We start from the raw sequence: 22,201 nt of genomic DNA, 5'->3' as shown, positions 1-22,201 counted from the left end.
GAAGGCATATTTCCTCTGCCAGTGTTTGCCCTCCCCCCGCCCCGACCCTAGAATGGCCGGATGCGCAATGACGACCTCTCCCTCCTGCTGAACTCCCTCAACGATGCCCAACGCCAGGCCGTAGCTGCCAAGGTCGGGCGTCAATTGGTCCTGGCCGGTGCCGGCTCGGGCAAGACCCGCGTGCTGGTGCACCGTATCGCCTGGCTGATCCAGGTCGAGCATGCCTCGCCGCATTCGATCCTGTCGGTGACCTTCACCAACAAGGCCGCCGCGGAAATGCGCCATCGCATCGAGCAGCTGCTGGGCATCAACCCGGCCGGCATGTGGGTCGGCACCTTCCACGGTCTGGCGCACCGGCTGCTGCGCGCCCATTGGCAGGAAGCGCGGCTGAACCAGAACTTCCAGATCCTCGACAGCGACGACCAGCAGCGGCTGGTCAAACGGGTGATGCGCGAGCTTGGCCTCGACGAGCAGCGCTGGCCGGCACGCCAGGCCCAATGGTTCATCAACGGCCAGAAGGACGAGGGCCTGCGCCCGCAGCACATCCAGGCCGGCGGCGACCTGTTCCTGGGGACCATGCGCAGTGTCTATGAAGCCTACGAGGCTGCCTGCGAACGCGCGGGTGTCATCGACTTCTCCGAGCTGCTGCTGCGCGCCCTGGACCTGTGGCGCGACAACCCCAGCCTGCTCCAGCACTACCAGCGGCGGTTCCGCCATGTGCTGGTGGACGAGTTCCAGGATACCAACGCCGTCCAATACGCCTGGCTGCGCATGCTCGCCGCGGGTGGCGACAGCCTGATGGCGGTCGGGGACGACGATCAGTCCATCTACGGCTGGCGCGGCGCCAAGATCGAGAATATCCACCAGTACACGGCCGACTTCCCGGACGCCGAACTGATCCGCCTGGAGCAGAACTACCGCTCCACCGCGGGCATCCTGAAGGCCGCCAACGCCCTGATCGCCAACAACAGCGGACGCTTGGGCAAGGAACTGTGGACCGATGTCGGCGAGGGCGAGCCCCTGAGTCTGTACGCGGCCTACAACGAGCATGATGAAGCGCGTTACGTGGTGGAAACCATCGAGGCCGTTCTCAAGCAAGGCGCCAAACGCAACGAAGTCGCCATTCTCTACCGCTCCAACGCCCAGTCACGGGTGCTTGAAGAGGCCTTGCTGCGCGAACGCATTCCCTACCGGATCTACGGTGGGCAACGCTTCTTCGAGCGAGCCGAGATCAAGAACGCCATGGCCTACCTGCGCCTGCTCGAAGGCCGTGGCAACGATGCCGCGCTGGAACGTGTGATCAACGTGCCGCCGCGGGGCATCGGCGAGAAGACCGTCGAGGCGATACGCAACCATGCCCGGCACGGCAGCGTATCGATGTGGGAAGCCATGTGCCAGTTGCTCGCCAACAAGGCGCTCAAGGGCCGCGCGGCCAGCGCGCTGGGGGCGTTCATCGAGCTGATGGAAAACCTGGCCGCCAAGGTCATGGAGATGCCGCTGCACCTGATGGCCCAGACCGTGATCGAGCAGTCCGGCCTGATCATCTATCACCAGGAAGAGAAAGGCGAGAAAGGCCAGGCCCGGGTGGAAAACCTCGAGGAACTGGTCAGCGCCGCGCGCAACTTCGAAACCAGCGAAGACGACGGCAATCTCTCGCCGCTGTCGGCGTTCCTGGGGCATGCCTCGCTGGAAGCCGGCGATACCCAGGCGGACGAGCATGAAGACAGTATCCAGCTGATGACCCTGCACAGCGCCAAGGGCCTGGAATTTCCCTATGTCTTCCTGGTGGGCATGGAGGAAGGCCTGTTCCCCCACAAGATGAGCCTGGAAGAGCCCGGCCGTCTGGAGGAAGAGCGCCGTCTGGCCTATGTCGGCATTACTCGCGCCATGCGGCAACTGGTCATGACCTACGCCGAGACGCGACGGCTGTACGGTAGCGAGACCTACAACAAGGTGTCGCGCTTCGTTCGCGAAGTGCCGGCTGGCCTGATTCAGGAAGTTCGCCTGTCGAACTCCGTCAGCCGCCCATTCGGGGGGGCACAGACCCAGAGCAACAGTCTGTTCGCCAACGCCAGCATTCCGGAGACCGCGTTCGCCCTCGGCCAGCGTGTACAGCATTCGGTGTTTGGCGAAGGCGTGATCCTCAACTTCGAAGGCTCTGGCGCCCAGGCGCGGGTTCAGGTCAACTTCGCCGAAGGCAGCAAGTGGTTGATGCTGGGATACGCCAAACTGGAAGCCATCTGACCTTTCTGTCTCTTGTGGGGTCTTTCCTACACCTGTTGGATAAAAGACTCACAGCTGCACCAGCTATGCCTGACATCCTGTCAGGCAAAAGCTGGAAACATTATGGCGCTGGTCATGTGTCCCGCAACCTGTGCAACATGACGCGCGTGCAATCCACAAAACGGGAATACCCATCTATGCAACGTTTTCTTAGCATCGCCCTGGCGCTCTGCGTCAGCCTGACGCTGAGCCTCGATGCCAACGCCAAGCGTTTCGGCGGCGGCAAGAGCTCTGGCTCCGCGCCTATGCACCAGACTCGCCAGGCTACACCAAACACTCCAGCCGCCGCGCCGACCGCCCCCGGTCGTGCCCCGGCAGCCGCCAGTGGCGCCTCGCGCTGGTTGGGCCCGCTGGCCGGCCTCGCCGCCGGTGGCCTGCTGGCTTCCATGTTCATGGGTGATGGCTTCCAGGGCATGCAGATCCTCGACTTCCTGATCATGGGTCTGATCGCGTTCCTGGTGTTCCGCTTCATCGCCGCGCGTCGTCGCCAGCAGCAGGCGCATGCGACGCCAGCCGGCCACGCGCCTTTCCAGCGTGAAACCCATGCACAACCTGCCCAGTCGTCGGTCTTCGGTGGTAGCGCGGCTCCTGTCGCGGCTGCGGCACCAACGATCAACGCCCCGGCCTGGTTCAACGAGCAGAGCTTCCTGGCGGCAGCCCGCAACCACTTCCAGTCGCTGCAGCAGCACTGGGATGCCAACGAAATGGACAAGATCACCGAGTTCGTCACGCCGCAGATGCTTGAATTCCTCAAGCGCGAACGCGCCGACCTGGGTGATGGCTTCCAGTCGACCTACATCGACAACCTCGACGTGCAACTCGACGGTATCGAGGATCGGGCCGACAAGACCGACGCTACCCTGACCTTCCGTGGCATTTCGAAGACCTCGCGCTTCGATCAGGGCGAAGCCTTCAGCGAAAGCTGGCACATGGTACGGGCACCGGGCGAAAACCAGCCTTGGATGCTCGCAGGTATCCGCCAGAACGACTGATCACCTTGCAGTACAAAAAACCCCGGGCCTGCCTCGGGGTTTTTGCTTTTAGCTGAGTGCCCTACTAGGGTATAACGCGCAGCGTTGTCATCAAGGTCAGAGGATGTGATCCGTGGAAGAAGTTATCGAGCAGCTCCGTGAAGCCAATGAACCGGTACCGGTACCCCTGGAGCTTCCCGACGAAGACGTGCTTGTCGAGATCGAGGAGCAGTTGTTCATCAATATCCCGTTCGTGTTCAAGGAGTATCTCCTGACCGTCAGCGACGTGGTGTATGGCAGCCTGGAGCCGGTGACCGTCACCGATCCACAGTCCCATACCTATTTGCCCGACGTGGCTGCGAACGCCTGGGATGCCGGGGTACCGCGCGAGTTGATTCCGATCTGTCAGAACGGCGACGACTACTACTGCGTCGAAGAAGACGGCACGGTGGTGCTCTGGTCCGCTGAAGAAGAACTGGTCACCGAAGAGAGCTGGGAATCGGTCTGGCACTGGGCGCGGGATGTCTGGCTGGAAAGCTGATCTGCCCCGCTCCAGGGTAGGTGGCAGGCTGTCGATTGCCTGTTGATCGCCAGGCGCCCTACGCCTGGCGATATGTTTCCAATGCTTGCCGGGCTGTCCGGGAGGCATTCGAGTGCCTCACCCTCAGGGGATGTGGTCGCGATTGTTTTCCAAGGTTTCCAGCAAGGCGATCTGCATGCGTGTATGCACGCGGATGAACCATCGCCACAGCAAGGCCACGACCCCAGCCGCAACCACGGCAATGAGCAGCAGCAGCTCGTTGGTCGGCAGGATGCTGGCCGACAATGCCGCCAGCAGCAGGAAGATCACCAACAGCGACAGCAGCGGTATGACTTCGGCAATGACACGTCGTACCCGCTGTGTATGGCGGCCAGCCATTTCCGGCTTGACTCCCATCTCCGCCAACAGCATCGACAGGGCCTTGAGCTTGCGATAGGCCGCGATGAGGAATGGCAGGGACACGAGCAATGCCGCTCCCCAGATCAGTGCCTTCTGCTGGCTGACGTCATTGATCCACTCGCTCAGGTAGCCGCCGATCCTCTCGGCGAAATAGCCTCCGCTGAAGAAAATCGCGATGACCAGGGCCAGGTTGACACCGACCTGCAGGAGAATGCGCCGGATCATCGCCGCCAGCATCGCCCCCTCGCCCTGTGGCTGGATGCTGCGCAACCATTCGCCATACAACGACAGCACCCGCGACAGCCGCTGCGGCATCACGTTACCCAACTTGATCGACAGCGGATCCGCCGCTCGGATCAGGTAGGGAGTCAGCAAGGTAGTGATGGCGGACACGGCCACGGCGACCGGATAGAGGAAATCGCTCGTGACCTGCAGGGTCATGCCCAGTGCCGCGATGATGAACGAGAACTCGCCGATCTGCGAAAGGCCCATGCCGACACGCAGCGACGTGCGCCCGTCATTGCCGGCAATGAACGCCCCCATGCCGCACGACAACATCTTGCCCATTACCACGGCCAGGGTAATGACGACGATCGGCCAGGCGTACTCGACCAGCACCTGAGGATCGATCATCAAACCGATGGCAACGAAGAAAATGGCGCTGAACATGTCCCGTACCGGCTCGATCAGGCGCTCGATCTTCACCAGCTGACGTGACTCGGCCATGATCGCTCCGATCAGGAACGCGCCGAGGACCATGCTGTACTCGAGCTTGACCACCAGCAGACAGAAGCCGAAACACAGGCCCAGGACAGTGATCAGCAGCATCTCGTTGCTTTCGAACTTCGCTACGTAAGCCAGGAGCCGCGGCACCAGCAAGATGCCGACGACCAGGGCGACGACCATGAACAAAGAGAGCTTGCCGACCGTGGAGAAGACTTCGCCCGAGCTGACCGTTCCACTGACGGCGATGCCCGAGAGCAGTGCAATGATGCCAATGCCCAGAATGTCCTCGACGATCAGCACGCCGAAGATCAATTGGGCAAAGCGTTCGTTCTTCATCTTCAGGTCATTGAGAGCCTTGACGATGATGGTTGTCGAGGAAATCGCCAGGATTGCGCCCAGGAACAACGAGTCCATGGTGCTCCAGCCGAACCAGCGGCCTATCTCGAAACCGATCCAGATCATCAGGATGATTTCCAGGAAGGCGGCGATGAAGGCCGTGGCGCCAACCTTGAACAACTTGCGCAGGCTGAATTCCAGACCCAGGCAGAACATCAGGAAGATGACCCCCAGCTCGGCCAGGATCTTGATGGTGTCTTCGTCGTGGATCAATCCGAAGGGAGGCGTGTGCGGGCCGATGATGAAGCCCGCGACGATATAGCCGAGCACGACAGGTTGCTTGAGACGATGGAAAAGGATGGTGACAACCCCGGCGACCAGCATTATCACTGCCAGGTCCTGGATGAAACTGATGGCATGCATGGCCGGGTACTCCTTGTATCAATGCACGGACACACCGCTGCTCTATCAGAAAGCTTCCGATCAAGCAGCGAGTACATACTGTTTTAAATGTAGGAAAGTCCATCTTGCATGGACGTACTCAGGTTACCATCGCGTCCCTTCACAGATGGCTGGTGCAATATGTAGAAACAGATCGCCCCGTTGACTTGCATGGGTGGCACGATGCGCGTGACGGCGGCCAGCCGAAGAGCGTCCCGTTTCAGGATGGGATAATTCAAGAGGGGAACAGAAGTGTCTGCAGATACCGGCCCCGTTTCAGCGCAACCTCACCGTGAGCACACTATGGAACCCGGAAATGCCCAGCTGTCGATGACTGTCCTGATGACCCCGGACATGGCCAACTTCTCAGGTAACGTCCATGGCGGTACCTTGCTCAAATACCTCGATGAGGTCGCCTATGCGTGCGCCAGCCGTTATGCGGGCAGCTATGTCGTCACCCTGTCGGTCGACCAGGTGATTTTCCGCGAGCCCGTCCATGTCGGCGAACTGGTGACCTTTCTGGCCTCGGTGAACTACACGGGCAATACGTCGATGGAAGTAGGCATCAAGGTCGTTACCGAAAACATCCGCGAGCGCTCGGTAAGACACTCCAATAGCTGCTTCTTCACCATGGTTGCCGTGGATGACAATCGCAAGCCTGTGCCTGTGCCGCCACGCCAGCCGCAGAACAGCGAGGAGAAACGCCGGTTCCTGCAAGGCCAGCAGCGACGCCTGATCCGACAGGAGCTGGAAAAACGCTACCGCGACCTAAAGACCGACAGCCTCTAGTGGCCACGCAGGCCACTAATATTCCAAGCGATGTGCTTCAAAGCGCACGCGCGGATGCGCGATGCGGTCCTGGGCGCGCACCAGTTGCAGTTCATAGCTGGTGCAAGCCTGGGTTTCCAGCAGCGCCTCGTGTACCGCAGCGGCGGTGAACTCGAAAGCTTCCACCCAGCTGTCGCCTAGAAGCACGCGGGCCAGGAACAGTCCTGAGGTCAGGTCGCCCACGCCGACCGGTTGGCGCGGAAACGCCAGCAAGGGCCGCTGCAGATGCCAGGCTCCCTCACGGGTCACCAGCAGCATTTCGAAAAGCTCCTTGGCGCGGTCAGGGTAGGCCAGGTGCTTGACGAGCACGACGTGGGGTCCGCGCTCCAACAGGCTGCGGGCCATGACGACACAGTCCGCGAGCGACTCGGCCCGACGGCCACAGAAGCTGTCCAGTTCGAGCTGGTTGGGGCAGAGGATATCGGCAACCGATGCCGCCTCCCGCAGAAGGAATTCGCTGACGGCAGGCGGTACGACGCAACCCTTTTCCGCGTGACCCATGACCGGGTCGCAGAGATACAGCGCCCGCGGGTTCGCCGCCTTGATACGCTCTACGCCCGCAAGAACGGCACGCCCCTGCTCGGCGCTGCCCAGGTAACCGGACAACACCGCATCGCAATTCCCCAGCTCGCCGATGCCGGCGATCGCATCGACCAGCGCGGGAATTTGCGCAGGCGCGAGCACTTCTCCCGCCCACTGGCCATACTGAGTATGGTTGGAGAATTGCACGGTATTGAGCGGCCAGACATTGACGCCTATTCGCTGCATCGGAAACACCGCGGCGCTGTTTCCGGCGTGACCGAAAACCACGTGTGACTGGATGGCGAGCAGGTGCGGTGTGCGTTTCATGCAGGGTTTCCACGAGTTATTCAAGAAAATGCGCCGCGCAGTATGGACTCAATTGCTACCTGTACGACAGACCATGGACGCAGTTAAGCTGATTCGACCCGTTTGGAGCTATACAGATGTTCGACCTGGAAAACCTCTTCGTCCTGATGCTGCTGGCGACAGCAGGTGCCTGGTGTTGGCATAACCATGGGCTGCGTGAAAAAGCCTTGGAAAGGGTCAAGCAACACTGCGCCAAACTCGAGCTCGAGCTGCTGGACGATAACGTCGCGCTCAAGCGCATCGCCTTCGTTCGCGATGCCAATGGCCGCAAGCGCCTGGCCCGTATCTATGGTTTCGAGTTCACTGTCACCGGAGAGCAACGTCACCCTGGTACCGTCACCCAGTTCGGCGCTCATGCCGTGCAAATCGAGCTGGCCCCTTATCCATTCGAGATCAAGACGCCGCCGCACGCGGATAATGTCATCGAGATGAAGCAGTGGCGCCAGGAACACAACCGCTGGCGCAATTGAGCCTATACCAGGCAACAGCTCTGCAATGATACCTTGAGAGCATCGACCGGTTGCGGATGCTCGAAGATGAGCTCTATGCGCGAGTCCTTGCGCCACTCGCTGGCTTGCCAGGCAATGGGTTGGCGGCCAAGTCCATTGAAGGACTTCCATCCGTCGGGGCTGTGGATAACCAACTTGGCTCGACGCCAGGGCCATTCTTCAAGAAAAGCCTGCAGACGAGCAAGATCGAAGGTTTGTTGAGGGTGACAATGCCAGCCAATGCTCCAGGCATCTATACCTTGATGCACACGGCAATACGGGCTTCGGGGATCTATCCACAAGGCACTCAACGGCTGTGGATTACTCTCCACAGGCAACTTATCAACAATATCACCCCTGAGTTCTCCTGTTGATAACTGCAAAATTTGTTCAATCGCTATTACACCGTGATTTATCCACACCGTTGGCAATAACGGCAGTCTTTCCGTTATCAACAGCCTGCTCGATTCATCCACAGCTGCCGATTTGTTCATTATCAACAGCCTCGCGGCGGCCAACGCCTGCTGCTGTGCTTCGGGAAGTACCTCTCCTTGCGCCATGGATAGGGTATCCAGAACCATTACCAGCGGTTGTACGATGAGTACGCCACGCCAGGGCGAACCTGTCAGCTGAGCCATCAATTGTGCTGGATGCCCCAAGCCAGACGGCTCGATGAACAGACGATCGGGACGTGCCTTGCGCAACAAGCGCGAAAGGCCCACCTGGAAGGGCATGCCATTGACGCAACAGAGGCATCCGCCTGCCACCTCGCTGATCACGATGTCATCACTGTCGCGCGCCAGCAGTGCCGCATCCAGGCCAATCTGCCCGAATTCGTTGACCAATACCGCCCATCGCTCGCCAGTAGGCCTTTGGCTTAGCAGGTGATGAATCAGACTGGTTTTCCCGGCCCCTAGCGGGCCGGCGATCACGTGGGTGGGAATGTTCTGCAGCATGTCATGGCTTCGGCAAGAGTCAGACTCAACTATGCCCCCTCAGGCCAGCCAGTCAAGGCTGAGCAGCAAACGTCTGTTGCGCGTGCCTTCAGGCGAACGATGCACAAGCCCCCTGCCCTCGTTACCGATCCATCTTTCCCCTTTGAGCAAAGCTACTTCCCCAAGCTGCAGCTTCTTGATGTTATCCACAGGCACTGTAGTCAATCGCGGAGGGCTGCGATCGACGCAATCTCTGGCCGCCACTCGCTTCCCAGCCCGGTATAAGTTATCAACAGGCGCAAAGGGCACTTGATCCACATGGAACCGTGGACACATCGCGCCTTCCAGGACTCGCAGTCGTAATCCCACCCGATATGCACCAAGCAGACAGGTATAGGCGGCCACCAACCACGCGACGTCGGCGATGAAGCCTTGGAACGCAGGAGTCGTCCGTTCGTCCAAGGCGTGTGGATAAAGTCGAAGAAGCGCTGCGGATGCATGGGACGCCGCGCCTGCCAGGTATCGGCAGCAATTCCATAGGCTTCGGTTTCAGGCAAATTTTTGCCACGCAGCTCTTGTAGCCATCCAGGCGCTTGCGCGGCTTGTTCGAAGTCGAACAGGCCCGTGTCGAGCACGGTGGCCAGGGGTACCTGACCCATGATCATGGGCACGATTCGCGTGCGAGGGTTCAGGCTTCGCAGAACCGCGGCAAGTTCGTTGCGCTCGTGTTCGCTGACAAGGTCGATCTTGCTCAACAGGATGACGTCGGCAAACTCGACTTGCTCGATGAGCAGGTCGCTCAGTGAGCGATCGTCTTCTTCCCCCATCGTCTCCCCACGGCTGGCGAGACAGTCAGCCGCCTGGTAGTCATGCATGAAGTTCAAGGCATCGTCTACCGTGACCATGGTGTCCAGGCGGGCCATGACCGACAGACTGCGCCCTTGTTCGTCACGGAAGGTAAATGTTTCCGCCACTGGCAGAGGATCGGAGATACCGGTGGATTCGATCAGCAGGTAGTCAAAGCGCCCTTTCTCCGCCAAGCGCGCGACCTCTTCGAGCAAGTCTTCCCGCAGCGGGCAGCAGATACAGCCATTGCTCCTTTCTACCAGCTTTTCTTTGGCGCGATTGAGACCGACGTTCCGCTGGACTCACTGGCATCGATATTGATCTCACTCATGTCATTGACGATCACGGCGACCCGCAGGCTTTCACGATTTTGCAGCATGTGATTGAGCAAGGTGCTCTTTCCAGCGCCCAGGAAGCCGGAAAGTACAGGAACGGGCAAACGGGTAGACATGACTGTGCCTCATCAGGCAAAAGCATTCGGACGATGCGTTAAAGGTGTTATAGTATAACAATAAGCTTACGCCAAGCTGTATTCGTCAGTGATGCTCATGGAGACATGCATGAAGTTGCGGATTGTCTAGCTGAGGATGGTCATTGCAGCCTTCATGCCCTAGATTTGCGCAGCGCAATGTAGCTGCTTACCGGGTGCCGCTAAGCTTGTTCACACTGTGAAAACGATCATCATGACCAGCCTGAAGCATCCCGATATTGCAGCTCAGACCAGCCAGCAAGCAGTGCCGCTCGAATGGGACGGCATGTGCGGCATCGCACTGCCCCTACAATTCGAGAGGCGGCATGTGAGCGCAGTTGCCGATGCGGGGGGTCAGTCTCGACGACGGTGAATCGCGTGGGATTCACATGTTGCGCTTGTATCTGGCTCTATCTCAACTCGAGCACAAGGAGCTGACGCTTTTTTCGTTACGTCTTTTGCTGAACTACTTCCTTGCCATGAAGGCCTTTTAGCAGTGCTTACCTGTCGTTGAAATTCGAGCATCTTCTCAGTCGACCTGCGTTGACGAGCCCGTTGGAGGGGTGGAAACGCTATCCAGTACGTCTGGATGCGCCATTGAAAAGCGGAGTGTTCCACGTGGAACTATTTGTGGAGGCTTTGCACTCCTCGACTTGCCCCTGCTCTGCTCTGCTCCGCTGCGCTAGCTAGACAACTGATCCAGCACCAGTTTATCGAGGATTTCACGGAGCGCGCGTTGGACTATGAGTCGGTTTTGGCCTAGCTAGAAACAAGCCAAAGCATAGTGGCAACTCCGCACAGCCAACGCAGCGTTGCAAGACTCAGGCACGGCTAGACGCGGTCCTGGAACATCTTCCCGTTACCGAGCTGATTGATGAAGTTGAAGCCACGCTAGGTACAGCCGTTCAAACAGCTGTGAAACGGGCTGACGAACAGGCATTCGCCTTGGCAAATGGACAGAACCTGATGTTCTGCGAAGATGCTGCCAGACGACTCCATGCAAGGTTGAAGACATCACCGTGCTTCCATGCCTTCAAAGTGCGCGTGGAACATGCGGAAAGCCTGCATGCCCACGACGCAGTCGCTGTCAGCCAATGGCAGTGGTAAGACTCAAGTCCGTGGTTTGACAGTACCGCAATCACTGCCGAGCCACACAGCCCGCGTGTTCATGCTGCCCTGCTGCTGGACGCCAGACGCGTTGAACGTGCCGCTGACTTGCGTGACGAACTCACGGTCATTGAGGAAAGTAGCCTGCCCACTCCCTTGAGCACGCGGGCAGGTGAACTGGAACTTCCAAACATTACCCGTGCGATCGGTAATTTTCTGGTTGCAACCGGATTGTGGATCCTGCAAAGGAATATCGTTGGTCTGGACCTGCTCCGGTGTCAGGCAGGATTGCACCCCCTTCCCCGCAACGGTAATACCCTGCTTGGCCAATACGCCTTCCATCATGGCCCGCTGTTCCGGCGGCAGGTTCTTCAACTGACCTAGCATGAAGTCCATATCTGGCAAAGGCTTTCCATCGACCTGCATGTTGCTGGTGGTCAGTTCCCAAAGGCCGGGCTGCAGCATTTGAGCGTTCACGATCGGACTGGCAAGGCCAAGCGCCAGGGCCAGCAGTGGCAGGCGATTAATCATTTGAAAATGCTCCTAGAGTGATCCCGGCCGAAAGCCGAACAGAAGGTTAGACGCGATTTACCGTCCTGGGTTGCACCACCCACCGTGAACATGGTCTGTTAAACGGTATCGGTTCAACAAGGCAGGACGCGCATGGATTACCACAGTCCCTACTTTTTCGGCTATCTGATCGGCCTGGTTCACCTGCTCGGGATCGTAGCGGCGCTGCATGCAGTCTTCACCGTGCGCACGGCGCAAGGCGCAATTGCCTGGGCCATGTCGCTACTCTTCATCCCATACCTGACGTTGATCCCCTACCTGATCTTCGGCGCCCGCTCCTTCTATGCGTACATCCTTGCCCGGCGTCAGGCCAACCAGGAAATGCACGTGGCCATGGCCAACCTCAATTGGCAGCCTTGGGTAGAGGAGGCGTTGGCAGCACGGCAGTCAGAAACCTACACCGCGCTGAGAGCGATGCCGAAACTGGGTCGAATGCCCTGTCTGGCGAACAATGAAGTGAAGCTGCTCATCAATGGCGATGCCACGTTCACTGCCATGTTCAACGCGATCGAAAGCGCGAAGGAAACGGTGATGATCCAGTTCTTCATCATCCACGACGATGCCATAGGTCGAGACTTGCAGCGGTTGCTTCTACGCAAGGCGGCGCAAGGAGTAAAGGTCTTCCTGCTGTATGACAGTGTCGGTTGTCACGCCTTGCCCGCTCGCTACAGTCGCACGCTCAGGGAAGGCAATGTACAGGTCAAAGCCTTCGCGACGCGTCGTGGCTGGTTCAACCGGTTTCAGGTCAACTTCCGCAACCATCGCAAGATAATGGTCGTGGATGGCGTGAAAGGATTCCTCGGCGGCCTGAATGTGGGTGACGAGTACCTAGGTAGACTTGCACGGCTGTCACCTTGGAGAGATACACATATCCAGGTCAGTGGACCGGTAGTGGCATGCCTGCAGGAGTCTTTTGCCGAAGACTGGTATTGGGCGACACGTGAACTGCCACCGTTGATCCTGCCTGATACTTATCCTGATAACGGCGTCCTATGTCAGCTCCTGGCGAGCGGGCCCGCCGATTCGCAGGAAACCTGCGCGCTGTTTTTCCTGGAAGCTATTCACTCGGCTACATCCAGGGTCTGGATCACCAGCCCGTATTTCATCCCGGACGAAGCAATTTTCGCTGCCTTGAGGCTGGCAGTGCTGCGCGGTGTGGATGTACGGATTCTCATACCGTCGCGACCGGACCATCGTATCGTCTACGCCGCTTCCAGCCTGTTCGCTTTCGAAGCGGTTCGCGCGGGTGTGCGTATGTTCCGTTATCAACCGGGCTTTCTGCACCAGAAAGTGGTCTTGATCGATGAAGAGATCAGCGCCATCGGCAGTGCCAACCTCGACAACCGTTCCTTCCGTCTCAACTTCGAAGTGATGTTGCTGACCGTAGACCAGACATTCACCGCCAAAGTGGAAGCAATGCTATTGGACGATTTTCAACAATCGCGCGAAATCACGAACGAAGACATCCGCGATACGCACCGCCTGCAACAGCTCGGGATGCGTATCGCGCGATTGATTTCACCTATTCTCTGAGCGGCGCTCAACGATAGAGATCCTCACGCGTCAAAGGCAGATCGATGCGGCCATCGGCATAGGGTTTCACGGCAAGGATCTGGTGCAGATTGATCCATCCCTTGGTAAACGCGTAAGCACAGCCAGCGAGATACAGCCGCCAGATCCGCAAGGCTTTTTCCGGAACGATATCAGCAGCTTTGTCCAACTGGTTTTCCAGGCGCTCGCTCCACAGATTGAGTGTCCTGGCGTAGTGCAGGCGCAGGCTCTCGACGTCCACCACCTCCAGTCCGCTGGCACAGATGGCCGCACAGATCATCGACAAGTGCGGTAGCTCTCCATGCGGAAAGACATAGCGATCGATGAACTCACCCGCGCCCCTGCCAACAGGTCGTCCATCCACATGCTTGGCGGTGATCCCGTGATTCATGATCAGGCCGCCTTCACGAACGGCGCCGTAGAGCTTTTGGCAGTAAAGCGCCAAGTTGGCATGTCCGACATGCTCGAACATGCCGACGCTGACCACCTTATCGAAGCGGCCATCCTGAGGGATATCGCGGTAATCGAGAATCTGCAGGTCGACCTTGTCTGATAGCCCCTCGTCATGAACGCGTTGGCGGCCCAGCTTCAGTTGTTCCTTGCTCAGGGTAATCCCGTACACGGTAGCGCCATATTCCCGTGCCGCGAACCGCGCGAGGCCGCCCCACCCACAACCGACGTCCAGCAGATGGTCTCCTGCCGTGAGCCGCAGCTTGCGGCACAGGTGATCGAACTTGTCCTGCTGAGCCTGATCAAGGTCATTGTCGGGGTGCTTGAAGTAGGCGCAGGAGTAAGCCATGTCCTGATCGAGCCAAAGCTGATAGAACGCATTGGAAAGATCATAGTGGTAGGAAATGGCCTCGGCGTCGGTGGCCTTGTCATGGGCGGAGCGAATTGGCGGAGCCTCTAGCGCATCCTTGAGCAAGGTTTCACTCAGCTCGTCGCACACCCGGATGGCTTCCCCAATCCTGCCTTCGAGTTCGAGCTTGCCTTCGACGAAGGCCGCACCCAGCTCATTCAGGCTGGGGTGCGTCAACTGTGTAATCAGCTGAGGCTCCTTTACCACAATGGTTACCTGAGGACTGGGACCGAGATCGAATTGCTTGCCGTCCCAAAGCTTGAGTCGCAGTGGCAACTGCAAGCTCTGCAAGGCAGGTGGAAGTTGCGCCAGCATGAAGTGACCCTCCCCTTTCAGTATCGGTGGCTGTCAGAAAAGGTTAGTCCATTCGGGCAGAAAATCTAAATCGGACAATCAGCGGCTGACAACTGGGCTAGTGCTCACCTCGCCGTGGAACGGCAGTTACTGGTTTGCCTCCGACTACGGATTTGGTCAATTCCAGGTCGGATTCGCACAAAAGCCACCCGTGCCGTTCTGTTCGAATGGTCTTCAGCGGTACGCTTGAACAGCGCCGCAGTGTGCACCTCATACCACAACAGAACGACTTATATATCTGCTCGTTCGAGACATCGGCCAGCCAGGGCAGCGCTAACGTCGTTCCAATTGCTACGTGTTTGACACAGACGCATGCGTCCTCAGAGCGCGCAGCGTTTATTGACCTTTCACCCTGCCAATTACAATTACACAGAGGGTATTGTCATGTCCCACGCACCTACCTTGTCCGCAAGCCTGGCCAGGGATGCCCGTGAGCAAGCCAGTGAGCGTCAGGCATTGCGCCGAGCCGCCAGCGCCAGCTTCATGGGCAACTTCGTCGAATGGTTCGATTACGCCGCCTACGGGTATCTGGCGACAGTGATCGCCGCAATCTTTTTCCCCCACAGTGACAAGACCACCGGGCTATTGGCAACCTTCGCGGTATTCGCCTTATCGTTTATCGTTCGTCCTCTAGGCGGCCTGGTGTGGGGCCATCTGGGCGACCGCTATGGTCGCCGCAGCGCACTGTCATGGTCGATTCTGATCATGTCCGTGTCCACCTTCTGTATCGGCATCCTGCCTACCAGCGAACACATCGGCCTATGGGCACCTGCCCTGCTCCTGCTGATAAGGTTGGTGCAGGGCTTCTCCGCCTCGGGTGAATATGCCGGCGCATCGGCGTTCCTGGCCGAATATGCACCCAAGGGCAAACGTGGCTTCTACACCAGCATCGTGCCAGCAAGCACGGCCGCAGGATTGCTGTTCGGTGCCATATTTGTCGCCGCGCTGCATGCCTTAATGTCAGCCGAAGCGCTGAATGACTGGGGCTGGCGCCTGCCATTTCTGCTGGCTGCGCCATTCGGCCTGGTGGGTCGGTACATCCGCGTAAATCTGCAAGACACCCCCAAGTTCCTGGAGATGGAGCAACGCCTGGAGGCCAAGGAATGTGCCACCCCTGCCCCTGTTCGTGAATTGCTGACCTTGCACCGGCGCAGCGTGGTGATCGGCATTGGCGTGACTTGCTTGAATGCCATCGCTTTTTACCTACTGCTCAGCTACATGCCTACCTACCTCTCGACCGAGATGGGCATGAGCGAAAGCGATTCATTCATTGCGTCATCCGTCTCCTTGGCTACCTACATCGGGCTGATTTTCTTGATGGGGCGACTGTCGGACAGATTTGGACGCAAGACCATGCTGGTCACCGCTTCAGTGTTGTTCGTAGTGCTGACAGTGCCGCTGTTCAGCCTGCTCGACAACCAGACCCTGGGAATGATCTTACTGATCCAGATCGCCTTCGGCGTCATACTGGCAATGAACGACGGCACGCTGCCCTGCTTCCTGGCCGAATTGTTTCCGACCCGCGTGCGCTTCAGTGGCTTCGCATTCAGCTTCAATACCGCCAACGCGCTGTTCGGTGGCACCGCGCCCTTCATTGCGACATGGTTGATTCAACTGACTGGCAACAAGGCCGCCCCTGCCTGGTACCTGCTGGCCGCCGCTGCGGTGGCGCTAATAGCCGTCATCGCCAGCCGCGAAACTGCCCACCAGGCCCTTCAGGACTAAATCTCGGGACCCCACTGCTTGTTGTGTGCGCTTATTCAGTGGGCGTCATCCTGAACAGGCGCTGTGCGAGCAATCGAAGCAGCTTGCTGTAATGCCAGCCCCAGCGGATGCCCTCGCACTGGCAAGCGCGCGCTCAGGTCGGCCTCCCCTGACGCCAATTGCTGGATGGCCTGTACAACGATATTCAACGGTCGGGCCATGGCTTGGCCAAGTAACGAGGTCAAGGCACCAAACAGCAGCATGGCGACGACGCCGATGAGCAAAAGCTTGAACACCAACTCCTTGAACTCGCCAAGCACCTTCGGTGGGCAAGACGGCACTCAACGACCAAGGGGTTACAGTGTCACCGATGATGATCGGAGCCACGAATATTAAGACTTCCTCCTCCCATGGTACTGGTACGTGGTGGGGTGGCGGGAGGCGTTCTCCCGCCGTGCGATTACGGGCAGTACGAACGTCGTAGGGCCGGGGACGACGGGAAGGCGCGGAACAATAGCGGTTCCAGGTCCTCCGTGGCGCGCGCCAGTCCGTGCAGGTAGCGGTCCGGGCGAATCAGCGCGGCGCATGCGCCCAGGCCATCGAGCCAGGCGAGCACCGCCGGCTCCTCGGCGACCCGGCAGACGAGCGCAGGGCCAGGCAGGGCGGCGGCTACTGCCCTGATCTCGGGTCGGCAGAGCAGCAAGTAGCGGTAGCCGGTGGCGTCGTCCATCAGGCGTCCATCGGCCAGGCGGAACTGCGGGGTCACCTGCCCCGCGAGGCCCAGGGGTGCGCCATCGTGGGCGCCAGGACCGAGGACCGGCTCCGGGGTGCGGAAGCGCTTGATGGCGCGGCTCAAGCTGGCGTCCCGCGAGGCGACCGCGTCGCTGTCGGTGGTCTGGATAATGTCGCCGAAGCGCACCGCGCCTTCGATGAACTCCCGGACATGGGGGACGCGCTCGGACTCGTAGCTGTCCAGCAGCTCGTCGCCGGCCTCGCCGGCCAACACCGCGCGCAGCTTCCACGCCAGGTTGGCCGCGTCGCGGATTCCCGCGGCCATACCCTGGCCCATGAAAGGCGGGGTCTGGTGCGCGGCGTCGCCGGCGATCATCAGGCGCCCGCGGCGCCACTGGCGGGCGACAACCGAGTGGAACATGTACACCGCCGAGCGCTCGATCTCCGCGTCCGACGGGCCGATCCAGCGCGCCAAGCGCTGCCAGATCCACTCCGGCGTGTTGAGCTGCGCCGGGTCGTCGCCGGGCATCACCATTACTTCCCAGCGCCGGCGCTCACCGGCGCCGCAGATGTAGGTGCTGGGGCGCTGCGGGTCGCAGTACTGGATTGAATAGTCGCCCAGCTCGGGCATCGGCCGCTTGAGCATCAGGTCGACCACCAGCCAGCGCTCGTGCAGTTGCAGATCCTCCAGGGCGCTGCCCATCAGCCGGCGAACCAGCGAACGCGCGCCGTCGCAGCCAATCACGTAACGGGCTCGGCTGGCGAGCAGCTCGCCGGTGCGCATGTTCTCGTAGCTCAGCACCACGTGGTCGACCTGCTCGCTAATGGCATACACGTCGTGTCGGCTGAGCACCTGCACGCCCGCGCGCTCCTGCAGGCGCTCGCGCAAGGCCTGTTCGAGGTCGGGCTGGTGGACGCGATAGCAGTCGCTCCAGCCGTGGCTGCCGAGCGTCACCGGACGCTGCCATTCGATCAGCAATTCGTCGGTGGCATTGACGAACTTCATGCCCGGCGCTGCGCTCACCTGATCGCGCAGGCGCGGCAGCAGGCCGATGGTCTGGAACACCCGCATACATTCGGCGTCGAAGCGGATCGCCCGAGGCAGTTGCACGACGCCGGCCTCGCGCTCCAGGACCAGCACGCTGAGGCCGCATTCGGCCATCAGGTTGGCCAGCACGGCGCCGGTAGGGCCGTAGCCGACGATGGCGACGTCGTACAGGGCAGTGGCCTGTTCGTTGAGAGGATTGTTGTTATTCATTGTCTTTTCTTCGCTGGTGGGCCCGACGGTGGCGGGCCCGTCTCCTACTAGGCTCAGTCGTCGGCGACACCATTGACCAGGATGCCGATGCGATCGACTTCGATCTCGACCTTGTCGCCCGGTTTGAGGAACAGCGGCGGCGTGCGTTTGAGGCCGATGCCGCCGGGGGTGCCGGTGACGATCACATCACCGGGAACCAGCGGGGTGACAGTGGAGAGGTAAGCGATCAGCTTAGGAATGCTGTGGATCATCTGGCGGGTGGAGGCGCGTTGCAGCTCGACGCCGTTGACCCGGGTGACCAAGGTCATCTCGGCGTCCGGGCCGATCTCGTCGCTGGTCACCATCCAGGGGCCGAAGCCGCCGGTGCGGTAGAAGTTCTTGCCCGGACCCCATTGAGCGGTGTGCAACTGCCAGTCGCGTACCGAGCCGTCGTTGTAGCAGGCGTAACCGGCGATGTGGTCCCATGCGTCGGCTTCTCTGATGCGCCGCCCGGGCTTACCGATGATCACCGCGATCTCCCCCTCGTAGTCGAAGCGCTCTGATTCGCGGGGGAGCAGCAGCGGCTGGCCGTGGCCTACTTGGGAGGCGGGCACGCGAAGGAAGATCATCGGCTGCTCGGTGCTCTGGTGGTTGGTCTCGGCCACGTGCTCGGCGTAGTTCAGGCCGACGCAGAAGATCTGCTCCGGGTTCGGGATCACCGGCAGCAGCGTCACCTCTTCCAGGCGATAATCGGCGGCACCGCCGACCTCGCGTGCCAGGGCCAACGGTTCGGGCTGCGCCAGCAGCGTGCGCAGGTCTTCGGCGCGGCCAGCCAGGCGGCGGCCTAGATCGACGATGCCGTCTTCGGCGAGATAGCCATAGCTGGGCTGGTTGGCGATGGCAAAGCTGAGAAATTTCACCCTAGTACTCCTTGTTTTTATCACAATTCGATAACTACTTGCATAAAGGCTGCTACTAAACTAAATTTATGTCAATAATTATCTAATGGTGATAAAAATGCAGAATCAAAAAGGCCTTTCCTTCAATCACATGGGTATCTACGTCCACGACATGGCCGCCATGGAGGCGTTCTATACCGGTGTGCTCGGTTTCACCGTCACCGACCGCGGCAGCCTGCAGGGCGCGGCTGGGCCGGTGCAGCTAGTGTTCCTCAGCCGCGACCCGCGGGCCCACCACCAGATCGTCCTGGCCAGCGGCCGCCCGGCGAGCCTGGCGTTCAACCCGATTAACCAGATTTCCCTGACCGCCGACTCCCTAGACACACTGCGCGAGCTGTATCTTCGCTTCGTCGAACTGGGCGCGCGCGACATCGACGCCATTACCCACGGCAATGCGGTGTCCTTCTACGTTCGCGACCCGGAAGGCAACCGCCTGGAACTGTTCGTCGACACTCCCTGGTATGTCAGTCAGCCGATGAAGGTGCCGGTGGACCTGGAACTGCCGGAGTCGCAACTGCTGGCCGAAGTCGAGCGCCACGCGCGCAGCCTGCCGGGTTTCTGCACGCGCGCGGAATGGGAAGCGCGGATGCGCGAGCTGATGCAGGCATAGTGACTCGCCGCCGTCCGCGCAATGGCTACAATGGGCTCTTTTCTCCGGGGAGCTCCTATGTCCAGCCTGAATCGCATGCTGTCGGTACTTGACCTGTTCACCAGCGACAGGCCGGTGTGGGAGGCCGACGCCATTGTCGACACGCTGGGCTGCTCGACGCCCACCGGCTACCGTTACCTCAAGGAACTGATGCAGGCCGGCCTGCTGCAACGCCTGAATGGCGGCTACTACGCCCTGGGGCCGCGCATTGCCCTGCTTGACTACATCATCCGCACCACCGACCCGCTGCTGGGCATCAGCATTCCGCTGATGCGCGAGCTGGTGGAGAAGACCGAGTGCCGCTGCGTGCTGTCGCGCATGGACGGCGAGTTCTTCCTCGACCTGCACCACGAAAGACCGGAGCGCGACGTGCAGCTGAACTACGGGCGCGGCCGACCGCGCCCACTGTTCCTCGGCGGCGCGCCCAAGGTGATCATCGCCCACTACCCGCCGAAGAAACTGCGCGCTCTGTACGACCGCCACATCGCGAAAATCGCCGCCGCCGGCCTTGGTGCCGACTGGGAAAGCTTCCAGCAGCGAATGCAGGCGATCCGTCGCGACGGTTTCTACCTCTCCCATGGCGAACTGGACGCCGGCATCTCGGCACTGTCGGTGCCGGTGAAGTTCTCCGCCAAGGAGAACTGCGCCGCCCTCGCCCTAGTGGCCTCCACCAGCCGCTTCGAACTCAGCGACCGCACCAAGCTGTTGGAGTTGATGCACCAGACCGCCCAACGAATTCAATCAGAAGCAGCCGGCTCTGGCCTTGTCCTCTGATTCAAATCCCAAATCCGCCAAAAATTCGACCACAAACAGCAATGGTGCCTTTGTCGAGGAGAAGCCTAAGGCACCGGCGCTTTCTTCGAATCCGGTGCCTGCTATCGCTACCTCAGGATCAAAGAGGAATCACTAGTCGCAGCCAGTAAGCATTCCCTTGTGCCCGATTTCGAACTTCAGTCTCCTGCTGCCACTTTGCAGTGACGAACCATTTATTTGGAGAGCTATATTTGATTGACGGGCCAATGGCAAAGGCGCGCCCTTTGTTGTCTTCTATACGATCACCATTTTGTTTGTCATCGGTTGTTTGATGGTAGGCATATCCCCCTATCCCCAAAACCAAACTCTCAGACACCGCCCAGCCGACGGTATAATCGACATGAAACTCTTGGCCGGATTTATAGTGAGTGTCGGGGTTTTTCGAGTTAAAGTCGTACATGACTTTGAGGTCGGCATTCAGGCCTTGCGGGTCAATGTACGTAATAGCCGCAACGGGCTCAAACATCCAGTAGTTACGTCCAAGATTGGCAATGTCGTCGCGATCATAACTGCCAGTTGGAGCGGAAATATCCATTCCGTAGATGACATGAAGATTCTGACTGTAATGGTAACCCAGGCCAGCACCGAAGGTGATGTCGCCCAAACCTTGTCTGTGCTGGCTGACGCCGTTCACCCGCACCTTCACGTCGGCCAGGGGGGCCATCACGTGTCCCGCCAGGCTCCCGCCAAGCACAGTGGTGTCAGTTACCCAAATCAGACGTGGCACTACTGCATCGACTTTTGCATGAAAATTGATGGGCAACTTTTCGCCATCGTTACCACGCATATTGTCTGCTTCATAATGCTCGCCATACACCAAACCGTAAAGACCGGGCGGCGCCAGGAAACCGGTTAGGTAGTTGTCCGCTCCCATGGGATACATAGACCCTCCACCTTCGGTGGCTGAACCTTGTGGAGAGAAGAGGTTTGTCACCAGCAGAATAAAACCAACTGAGGCCGATCGTAATAATGCTATTTTGTTATTGTTTTTCATAATTCACCTAGCTTTCACACAAGGGTTTGAGTCACTGACTGCCGTCGGTAACGGTGGGGATCGTTTGGAAGGAGCAACCTCACCCCCGGCATTCCGAGCAGATCACCGGGGTATTCACGTTTATCTTCGGTTCAGTAGGTCCAGGGCCACGTCGACGATCATGTCTTCCTGGCCACCGACCATGCGCCGTTTGCCCAACTCGACCAGGATGTCCACGGCCTTGATCCCATACTTCGCCGAGGCCACCTCGGCATGGCGCAGGAAGCTGGAGTAGACGCCGGCATAACCGAGCGCCAGGGTCTCGCGGTCGACCCGCACCGGGCGGTCCTGCAGCGGGCGTACCAGGTCGTCGGCGGCATCCATCAGCGCGTAAAGGTCGGTGCCATGGTTCCAACCGAGCTTGTCGGCGGCGGCAATGAACACCTCCAGCGGTGCGTTGCCGGCACCGGCGCCCATGCCGGCGAGGCTGGCGTCGATGCGGTCGCAGCCCTCCTCCACCGCGGCGATGGAATTGGCCACGC

Annotated in this window: 19 protein-coding genes and 3 pseudogenes; 10 read left to right on the top strand and 12 right to left on the bottom strand. The window is 59.7% G+C overall.

Going from position 1 to position 22,201, the window contains the following annotated elements:
• Nucleotides 1–60 precede the first annotated feature (60 nt).
• The 3 genes from uvrD to G7009_RS19820 all read left to right on the top strand — a co-directional run bounded on the left by uvrD (nt 61) and on the right by G7009_RS19820 (nt 3,795).
• Nucleotides 61–2,244 carry a DNA helicase II gene (gene uvrD, locus G7009_RS19830; RefSeq protein WP_181131795.1) on the top strand — a complete coding sequence of 728 codons (2,184 nt, stop codon included), beginning with the start codon at nt 61–63 and terminating at the stop codon, nt 2,242–2,244.
• 176 nt (nt 2,245–2,420) lie between these two features.
• A complete protein-coding gene (locus G7009_RS19825) occupies nt 2,421–3,275 on the top strand; it encodes a Tim44 domain-containing protein (RefSeq protein WP_181131794.1) in 855 nt (284 codons plus the stop codon).
• A 112-nt stretch (nt 3,276–3,387) separates the two neighbouring features.
• The gene (locus G7009_RS19820) at nt 3,388–3,795 is read left to right on the top strand and encodes an SMI1/KNR4 family protein (protein ID WP_181131793.1); all 408 of its coding nucleotides are present in this window, start codon (nt 3,388–3,390) and stop codon (nt 3,793–3,795) included.
• A gap of 123 nt (nt 3,796–3,918) precedes the next feature.
• On the opposite strand, the gene G7009_RS19815 is transcribed toward G7009_RS19820, so the two are convergent.
• On the bottom strand, nt 3,919–5,679 hold the full coding sequence (locus G7009_RS19815) for a cation:proton antiporter (protein WP_181131792.1): 1,761 nt from the start codon (nt 5,677–5,679) through the stop codon (nt 3,919–3,921).
• Nucleotides 5,680–6,000: 321 nt separating this feature from the next.
• On the opposite strand from G7009_RS19815, the gene G7009_RS19810 reads away from it, so the two are divergent.
• A complete protein-coding gene (locus tag G7009_RS19810) occupies nt 6,001–6,486 on the top strand; it encodes an acyl-CoA thioesterase (RefSeq protein ID WP_219856691.1) in 486 nt (161 codons plus the stop codon).
• A gap of 15 nt (nt 6,487–6,501) precedes the next feature.
• On the opposite strand, the gene pdxY is transcribed toward G7009_RS19810, so the two are convergent.
• Nucleotides 6,502–7,374 carry a pyridoxal kinase PdxY gene (pdxY, locus tag G7009_RS19805; protein ID WP_181131790.1) on the bottom strand — a complete coding sequence of 291 codons (873 nt, stop codon included), beginning with the start codon at nt 7,372–7,374 and terminating at the stop codon, nt 6,502–6,504.
• A 116-nt stretch (nt 7,375–7,490) separates the two neighbouring features.
• On the opposite strand from pdxY, the gene G7009_RS19800 reads away from it, so the two are divergent.
• Nucleotides 7,491–7,883, top strand: a complete 393-nt coding sequence (locus G7009_RS19800; RefSeq protein ID WP_181131789.1) for a DUF3301 domain-containing protein — start codon at nt 7,491–7,493, stop codon at nt 7,881–7,883.
• A gap of 2 nt (nt 7,884–7,885) precedes the next feature.
• Here the strand turns inward: G7009_RS19800 and G7009_RS19795 are convergent, their stop codons facing one another.
• The 3 genes and pseudogenes from G7009_RS19795 to G7009_RS27830 form a co-directional block, all read right to left on the bottom strand.
• Complete coding sequence (locus G7009_RS19795; RefSeq protein ID WP_181131788.1) at nt 7,886–8,857, bottom strand: CobW family GTP-binding protein; 972 nt, start codon at nt 8,855–8,857, stop codon at nt 7,886–7,888.
• Nucleotides 8,858–8,896: 39 nt separating this feature from the next.
• Complete coding sequence (locus tag G7009_RS19790) at nt 8,897–9,241, bottom strand: DUF1826 domain-containing protein (RefSeq protein ID WP_308813338.1); 345 nt, start codon at nt 9,239–9,241, stop codon at nt 8,897–8,899.
• Nucleotides 9,238–10,133 (bottom strand): annotated as a pseudogene (locus tag G7009_RS27830) (GTP-binding protein); the annotation flags it as partial. The gene G7009_RS19790 and the pseudogene G7009_RS27830, both read right to left, overlap by 4 nt.
• A gap of 528 nt (nt 10,134–10,661) precedes the next feature.
• Between G7009_RS27830 and G7009_RS19780 the strand changes: the two are divergent.
• Nucleotides 10,662–11,258, top strand: a pseudogene (locus G7009_RS19780) (GTP cyclohydrolase, FolE2/MptA family).
• Between the two features lie 3 nt (nt 11,259–11,261).
• Here G7009_RS19780 and G7009_RS19775 read toward each other — a convergent pair.
• Nucleotides 11,262–11,789 carry a DUF3617 domain-containing protein gene (locus G7009_RS19775; RefSeq protein WP_181131787.1) on the bottom strand — a complete coding sequence of 176 codons (528 nt, stop codon included), beginning with the start codon at nt 11,787–11,789 and terminating at the stop codon, nt 11,262–11,264.
• 132 nt (nt 11,790–11,921) lie between these two features.
• Here G7009_RS19775 and cls point away from each other — a divergent pair, with 132 nt between their 5' ends.
• Nucleotides 11,922–13,361: a cardiolipin synthase gene (gene cls, locus G7009_RS19770; RefSeq protein WP_181131786.1), complete on the top strand. Its 1,440-nt coding sequence runs from the start codon at nt 11,922–11,924 to the stop codon at nt 13,359–13,361.
• Between the two features lie 7 nt (nt 13,362–13,368).
• Here cls and cfaB read toward each other — a convergent pair whose 3' ends face one another.
• Nucleotides 13,369–14,553: a C17 cyclopropane fatty acid synthase CfaB gene (gene cfaB / locus G7009_RS19765; protein ID WP_181131785.1), complete on the bottom strand. Its 1,185-nt coding sequence runs from the start codon at nt 14,551–14,553 to the stop codon at nt 13,369–13,371.
• Nucleotides 14,554–14,976: 423 nt separating this feature from the next.
• On the opposite strand from cfaB, the gene G7009_RS19760 reads away from it, so the two are divergent.
• On the top strand, nt 14,977–16,317 hold the full coding sequence (locus G7009_RS19760; protein WP_181131784.1) for an MFS transporter: 1,341 nt from the start codon (nt 14,977–14,979) through the stop codon (nt 16,315–16,317).
• A 35-nt stretch (nt 16,318–16,352) separates the two neighbouring features.
• Here G7009_RS19760 and G7009_RS19755 read toward each other — a convergent pair whose 3' ends face one another.
• The 3 genes from G7009_RS19755 to G7009_RS19745 all read right to left on the bottom strand — a co-directional run bounded on the left by G7009_RS19755 (nt 16,353) and on the right by G7009_RS19745 (nt 19,185).
• Nucleotides 16,353–16,637 carry a HAMP domain-containing protein gene (locus tag G7009_RS19755; protein ID WP_181131783.1) on the bottom strand — a complete coding sequence of 95 codons (285 nt, stop codon included), beginning with the start codon at nt 16,635–16,637 and terminating at the stop codon, nt 16,353–16,355.
• Nucleotides 16,638–16,756: 119 nt separating this feature from the next.
• Nucleotides 16,757–18,286, bottom strand: a complete 1,530-nt coding sequence (mhpA, locus tag G7009_RS19750; protein WP_181131782.1) for a bifunctional 3-(3-hydroxy-phenyl)propionate/3-hydroxycinnamic acid hydroxylase MhpA — start codon at nt 18,284–18,286, stop codon at nt 16,757–16,759.
• Between the two features lie 53 nt (nt 18,287–18,339).
• On the bottom strand, nt 18,340–19,185 hold the full coding sequence (locus G7009_RS19745) for a fumarylacetoacetate hydrolase family protein (protein ID WP_181131781.1): 846 nt from the start codon (nt 19,183–19,185) through the stop codon (nt 18,340–18,342).
• A 97-nt stretch (nt 19,186–19,282) separates the two neighbouring features.
• On the opposite strand from G7009_RS19745, the gene G7009_RS19740 reads away from it, so the two are divergent.
• Nucleotides 19,283–19,834 carry a VOC family protein gene (locus tag G7009_RS19740; protein ID WP_181131780.1) on the top strand — a complete coding sequence of 184 codons (552 nt, stop codon included), beginning with the start codon at nt 19,283–19,285 and terminating at the stop codon, nt 19,832–19,834.
• Between the two features lie 57 nt (nt 19,835–19,891).
• Nucleotides 19,892–20,647, top strand: a complete 756-nt coding sequence (locus G7009_RS19735; protein WP_181131779.1) for an IclR family transcriptional regulator — start codon at nt 19,892–19,894, stop codon at nt 20,645–20,647.
• A 118-nt stretch (nt 20,648–20,765) separates the two neighbouring features.
• Here G7009_RS19735 and G7009_RS19730 read toward each other — a convergent pair whose 3' ends face one another.
• Complete coding sequence (locus tag G7009_RS19730) at nt 20,766–21,680, bottom strand: SphA family protein (protein ID WP_258197994.1); 915 nt, start codon at nt 21,678–21,680, stop codon at nt 20,766–20,768.
• A gap of 120 nt (nt 21,681–21,800) precedes the next feature.
• Nucleotides 21,801–22,201, bottom strand: a pseudogene (gene mhpE / locus G7009_RS19725) (4-hydroxy-2-oxovalerate aldolase); the annotation flags it as partial.

It is taken from the genome of Pseudomonas capeferrum, from assembly GCF_013523055.1.
In the GTDB taxonomy this organism is placed as follows: Bacteria; Pseudomonadota; Gammaproteobacteria; order Pseudomonadales; family Pseudomonadaceae; genus Aquipseudomonas; species Aquipseudomonas capeferrum_A.
This window is presented reverse-complemented; position numbering and strand designations above follow the sequence as displayed.

Excerpts from the sequence above, each read along its gene's own strand:
- cfaB (WP_181131785.1), bottom strand. The coding sequence starts at position 14,553 with ATGCTGGCGCAACTTCCACCTGCCTTGCAGAGCTTGCAGTTGCCACTG.
- G7009_RS19815 (WP_181131792.1), bottom strand. The coding sequence starts at position 5,679 with ATGCATGCCATCAGTTTCATCCAGGACCTGGCAGTGATAATGCTGGTC.
- G7009_RS19825 (WP_181131794.1), top strand. The coding sequence starts at position 2,421 with ATGCAACGTTTTCTTAGCATCGCCCTGGCGCTCTGCGTCAGCCTGACG.
- G7009_RS19795 (WP_181131788.1), bottom strand. The coding sequence starts at position 8,857 with ATGCTGCAGAACATTCCCACCCACGTGATCGCCGGCCCGCTAGGGGCC.
- G7009_RS19810 (WP_219856691.1), top strand. The coding sequence starts at position 6,001 with ATGGAACCCGGAAATGCCCAGCTGTCGATGACTGTCCTGATGACCCCG.
- pdxY (WP_181131790.1), bottom strand. The coding sequence starts at position 7,374 with ATGAAACGCACACCGCACCTGCTCGCCATCCAGTCACACGTGGTTTTC.
- G7009_RS19730 (WP_258197994.1), bottom strand. The coding sequence starts at position 21,680 with ATGAAAAACAATAACAAAATAGCATTATTACGATCGGCCTCAGTTGGT.
- G7009_RS19735 (WP_181131779.1), top strand. The coding sequence starts at position 19,892 with ATGTCCAGCCTGAATCGCATGCTGTCGGTACTTGACCTGTTCACCAGC.
- cls (WP_181131786.1), top strand. The coding sequence starts at position 11,922 with ATGGATTACCACAGTCCCTACTTTTTCGGCTATCTGATCGGCCTGGTT.
- mhpA (WP_181131782.1), bottom strand. The coding sequence starts at position 18,286 with ATGAATAACAACAATCCTCTCAACGAACAGGCCACTGCCCTGTACGAC.
- G7009_RS19740 (WP_181131780.1), top strand. The coding sequence starts at position 19,283 with ATGCAGAATCAAAAAGGCCTTTCCTTCAATCACATGGGTATCTACGTC.
- G7009_RS19800 (WP_181131789.1), top strand. The coding sequence starts at position 7,491 with ATGTTCGACCTGGAAAACCTCTTCGTCCTGATGCTGCTGGCGACAGCA.
- G7009_RS19775 (WP_181131787.1), bottom strand. The coding sequence starts at position 11,789 with ATGATTAATCGCCTGCCACTGCTGGCCCTGGCGCTTGGCCTTGCCAGT.
- uvrD (WP_181131795.1), top strand. The coding sequence starts at position 61 with ATGCGCAATGACGACCTCTCCCTCCTGCTGAACTCCCTCAACGATGCC.
- G7009_RS19760 (WP_181131784.1), top strand. The coding sequence starts at position 14,977 with ATGTCCCACGCACCTACCTTGTCCGCAAGCCTGGCCAGGGATGCCCGT.